The organism is Ectobacillus sp. (assembly GCF_056992975.1).
Map to the genome: position 1 here is coordinate 1 of NZ_JBXKMX010000018.1, position 4,849 is coordinate 4,849.

General features: G+C 37.8%; 4 protein-coding genes and 1 pseudogene. 2 read left to right on the forward strand and 3 right to left on the reverse strand.

Going from position 1 to position 4,849, the window contains the following annotated elements:
* On the reverse strand, nucleotides 1-374 hold a 374-nt coding region (locus tag AC11ZT_RS00715; protein ID WP_484057768.1), incomplete at its 3' end, for a tRNA-dihydrouridine synthase.
* A gap of 549 nt (nucleotides 375-923) precedes the next feature.
* Here AC11ZT_RS00715 and AC11ZT_RS00720 point away from each other — a divergent pair.
* A complete protein-coding gene (locus AC11ZT_RS00720) occupies nucleotides 924-1,061 on the forward strand; it encodes a hypothetical protein (RefSeq protein WP_484057769.1) in 138 nt (45 codons plus the stop codon).
* A 146-nt stretch (nucleotides 1,062-1,207) separates the two neighbouring features.
* On the opposite strand, the gene AC11ZT_RS00725 is transcribed toward AC11ZT_RS00720, so the two are convergent.
* Entirely contained in the window at nucleotides 1,208-3,187 is a 1,980-nt protein-coding gene (locus AC11ZT_RS00725; protein WP_484057770.1) for a hypothetical protein, read from the reverse strand.
* A 15-nt stretch (nucleotides 3,188-3,202) separates the two neighbouring features.
* Complete coding sequence (locus AC11ZT_RS00730; RefSeq protein ID WP_484057771.1) at nucleotides 3,203-4,423, reverse strand: ATP-grasp domain-containing protein; 1,221 nt, start codon at nucleotides 4,421-4,423, stop codon at nucleotides 3,203-3,205.
* A gap of 237 nt (nucleotides 4,424-4,660) precedes the next feature.
* Here AC11ZT_RS00730 and AC11ZT_RS00735 point away from each other — a divergent pair.
* Nucleotides 4,661-4,849, forward strand: a pseudogene (locus tag AC11ZT_RS00735) (GNAT family N-acetyltransferase); the annotation flags it as partial.

Below are 4,849 nucleotides of genomic sequence, written 5' to 3' on the forward strand. Positions count from 1 at the left end.
CCACTACCTTTCCCTCTCGATACCACATTCGGTACAGGGCAGCCCATATTAATATCGATGCCTTTAAATCCTAGCTCTGCCATGCCAATACTCATTTGCCGGAAATATTCGGGATTATCCCCCCAAATATGTGCCACCACTGGCTGTTCATCTTCTGTAAAAATTAAACGGCCACGCACACTTTTTATACCCTCTGGATGACAATAGCTATCCGAGTTTGTAAACTCTGTGAAAAATACATCCGGTCGACCGGCTTCACTTACTACGTGACGAAAAACAACATCTGTCACATCTTCCATTGGTGCAAGTACAAAAAATGGTCGTGGTAAATCACGCCAAAAATTATCTATCATTTTAAATTCAAATCCTCTCACTATGGATACAACTTCAAACTCTCGGTCAAAAAATATAAAGCCAAATGTTCCACTTCTTTTACACTTATATCATGCTTCATAACTTATTATCAAACACAAGTACATTTGGACATTTATAATTTGTGAAAATCGACAATGTTTATTTTAACTAAAATCGGTCCTGAATGGTATTTTTATAAACAAAAAAGCAGATGGTATAGATTTTTTCTATATCAACTGCTTTTCTATTATACCAACTCCAAAACAGAGGGGGGGCTTGATATCCCCTAATACGTTATGTCCATTTCCAATATAGCTTTTTGAGAAACTTATAAATGCCGACCTAAATATGTACACGTATGTTTGATTAAACAATGAAAAAGTACCAACGAAAAACAAGTTGTTTTTGTTGGGTGCATGCTCATTTTTTGAATTGGATAGGTCAAAAATGCAAGACAAAGGATTAAAGGGATAAATAAGATATGAGGAATTGTATCCTTAGGAATACGAGTATTCCATTTTTTTATCGTAAAAAAGAAGTGAATAAGTCATGTACTTCTAGTATGTTCAATGCTGCATAATGAAAAGTATATTCCTGAAAAGGTTTTTGAGGAAGGATTTTATATAGAACCAGGAACCAAGCAAATAAATTGCGTTGCCTTCCACAATCTTATCAAGGAAGGCAACGCTTATTCTAGACTTTTTTAGTGTCCTCAATAAAGGTTGGGTTGTTGTGCTTTTATTAATACAAATCGATAAAAGTACTTTTGATTAAATCTTATAAGTCATAATTAATTATGACAATTTATTTGCAAGGTTCAAGTTAATAATTTAAAGAAAAACTGGTATAATATTTACCCATGCCAAACATAATTTTTTCCCCAACTGTTTTTTGCCAGTATTTCCACTTCTTCAACAAGACGATCTTCTACCATATAGGTATCACCCTGTTCGAATGGGTTATAGTGATAGGCGTACATTCTTGATAAAAACTCATGAAATGGCATGGATGCTTCTCCTTCAAGTTCACCGAAACCTGAAACACTTGCTCTGATGCCTTGGCCCCAATTCTGGCCACTGTCATTGTTAGGATTGTAAAAATAAATTCGGCAATCGCCGTTCTTGTCTTTTTTTATTCTTTGAATCGATACGGCGTGAAGACCAAGCAGATCCCCATGTACATTTGTGATGAAAATACCAACAGGGTTGGGATAAATCAATTCGTGTCCTTCATTATAATCTGGATGGTGGGTAGCATAGAATAGTTTGACAAATGCCGGATAATTGGTAACATTCAGTGTAAGTTGATCAATCGCATTAATAAAGCCCTTCGGAATCCACTTACCGTAAAATTCAGGGTTTACCCACTTATGACCGTCCTCTCCGCGAAGGAGCGTTCGTTTCATCATTTCGTTATAAATTTTATCGAGATGTGGGACAAGAATAATGGATACAGGATCTAAATCATGGTGGATTTCATTGGCAACTCCCCCTGTAAGGAGGCTTGAGTGGATTGGTACATCTTCAAATGTCATCTCAATATCATTGTCACGGACAGCACGGATTATGTATTCCAGCAGGTGTCCGATTCCATGCTGTGCCCAGAGAGATATGGCTCTTGCTGATTGGCAGGTTGGATTGAGTCCTTGTCCTACACCAAGCGGTTGGCCCAAAACACTTACTACCCCGGCAACAAGTAGACCATTTAGGCTGATTCCGCCTTGTTCATGCTCAAGCTTTGATAGAGTTTGGCGTACCTGAGCATGAACAGGGAGTTCAAACAGACAGCGAATGGCAGTAATAACAGGTTCCTGTGTCAGTACTCCCATGTCAAGTATTTTTGCAAGACCGTATATTGCCTGCCGTGTTTCAGGATAAATGGAAATTTGGATGATGTCATGAATTAGTTTTTTATTGGCATTATAGTTTGCAATCCCAGTTTCTGATAAACCAAGGGACATTGGAATTACATAATTATTTTTTCTATTAAGGAACCGAAGCAAAACAGCATGGTATGGTGAAACAAGTCCGGTAGCTTTCATGGAACATGCAAAAATCTTAGCCTCGGCCTCAAGTTCATCATCATAGGCATTCTCTAATCTGAGTCTGTATTCTCTTTGACTGGTTACATCCCTGTTAAGCGGTGTTGGATCATTAGCAGCACGGGAGTACTTTTCAAGGGCCTCCGCCATTTTTTCATCAATACCGCTTTCAATTAATTGACCAGACAAATTGATCATATTTAAAATCCGTCCCGTCATAATCGGGCGCTGGACTGTCAAGCGTTCGATCTCCTGAGCAATTTTAGCAGCAATCGCAGTCAAGGAAAGTTCTTGGCCAAGGTAGCGGAACAAGTGTTTCGTGCGGATCATATGATCTTCTAATTGACTTTCTGTTTCCGAAGGAAACAAAAGGTCAAGGTTTAGGGCCAGCACTTCATTTAAAAATGATCCAGCTTCTACCTTACTCAATTCTTCATGTATGCAATCTCCTTTTGCGATCGCCAGCATTCTCATTTCACTTAACAATTCTATAATGGAATTAACACTCCTAAGCCTCAATTCACCGCCGACAAAGGGAGGTTGCATTTTCGCTGCGTTTTCCCATGGACCTCCATGGAAGACTCCAGCTTGATCAAATCGATAAGCATTGCTATAGATAATGGTCATCCCGTCATCTGAACCTGCAAGTTCAATAGCTAGCTGGAAGACATCTGTTTGGTACAAGCTTTTGGCGAAGGGCTTTGCCTGTTCTAGCTTGTCCAGTGCAGCTTCAAATCTAGTTTTTAAGAGAGTTGTTTTTATACTTATCCTTTTTTTTGTTTGAGTTGTCATCCTTCGTTTCTCTCCTTATAGGTAAAAATCGTATTTTTCGTATTTTTTCATGAGATTCCTTATGACTTCACTGTCATTCCCAAAGAAAAAAATCGTTCCGTAATGGTTACCAAACCCCACTCGTTCGGCGACTTTCGATGAGGACGGAATGAACATATCATGTTTTAAAAAATAAGGATGGTTTTTAATCTCTTCAGGTACATTCAATCTTTTTACGATTTGTACATTTGGATAGACCATCAAGCTGCCGGCATGTCCTTTGGCAGATACAACTTCTTTAGGGAAAAAGGCTTCCAGTTCTTCTTCTGTTGTATCCGGGTCGCTGCAAAGCACTTGAGCCTGAAAGGGGCTGAATCCATATGCTCGTTCGATACATTGAAAAATATGACCGCCAGGAACTCGTCCTGCGACTTCGCCGAATTTCAATGTTCCATCCGGTGAAATGAAAAATTCAGGATGAATAATGCCATATTGGATTTCAAAGGCATTGACTAGCTTCTCAATTGCCGCTCTAATCTGGGGCCGCCATTTTTCAAGTGAAGGTGACGCAGGTACGAAGTTGGAGTGGCCAAGCTTTACGTATTCCGTAATGTTTAGGAATTTTACTTTGCCATTATGAATAAAAGCTTCGCACGAGAATTCCTGGCCCTCCAGGTGGCTTTCAATCAAAAGTGGAAATTCTGAATCATCAATTTTTTCAATTTCCTGCGGCTCCCGAATCATCCGATGACCGACAGTACCAGCTTTATCAAATGGCTTAACATGAATCGGGTCATTCGGCTCCCCATCCAGTTTGATCAGTGCTTCATTTACTCTTTTTAAAAATCGATATATATCATCTTTGTTTTGAGCTTCTTCAAATACTCCCACTCGGATGCCTGCTATTTGTGCTCTGCGCTTCATCAGACCTTTGTCTCTCAATAACAGAGATTTATTGAAAATTCGAGGGCTATTCAGGAGCTTTGCATTCATGGCACCAGCCCATTCAACTGTTTCCTCGTATATTGGAACAGTAATTTTAGTGTTAAAATCTCTTAATTTTTGGTAGAGTTCATCGGACCTTTCATTTAAATCTTCAAATTTCCAAGGGATAAACTGAATACCATTGGTATCAGCAAAACCCTGGAATTCAGAAGGACCAACAACTACATATGGTCGATTCATTTTGTCAATCGCTTCAATTGCTTGTAGGCTCCAACCTAGTAAAGCTGTAATTTTCCCTTTGTTCACATCCATCTGCATAACTCTCCCTGTCCTAAATAAATATTTAAAATAATCACACAACTATATTTTAACAAAAATATACATATTCCAAATAATTTTACAAAAAAATAACATTTTTTTATTAAAAATACACAAAATGGAAATTATAATATAAATTGTAAAGTTTAAGTTTTCTGAAAAATTGATTTTTTCTAAGAGCTTAGATAAAAATTACAAATATGTTAAATATGTTAAAAGGAGAGCAGTGTGATGAACAATTGGTTTACTAGATTGACAGAATTTTTCCCTGAAAAGGAAATGAAATCCCAAAGGCATTTTGAAATCCTTTTACAAGAAAAAGAAGGTATGTATCAATTAGAGGAAAGCCAAGATCATGTGCTTGTATATTATGAACAGTCTGATTATATTTTCATTGATTATATTCTAGTGAATGGAGAA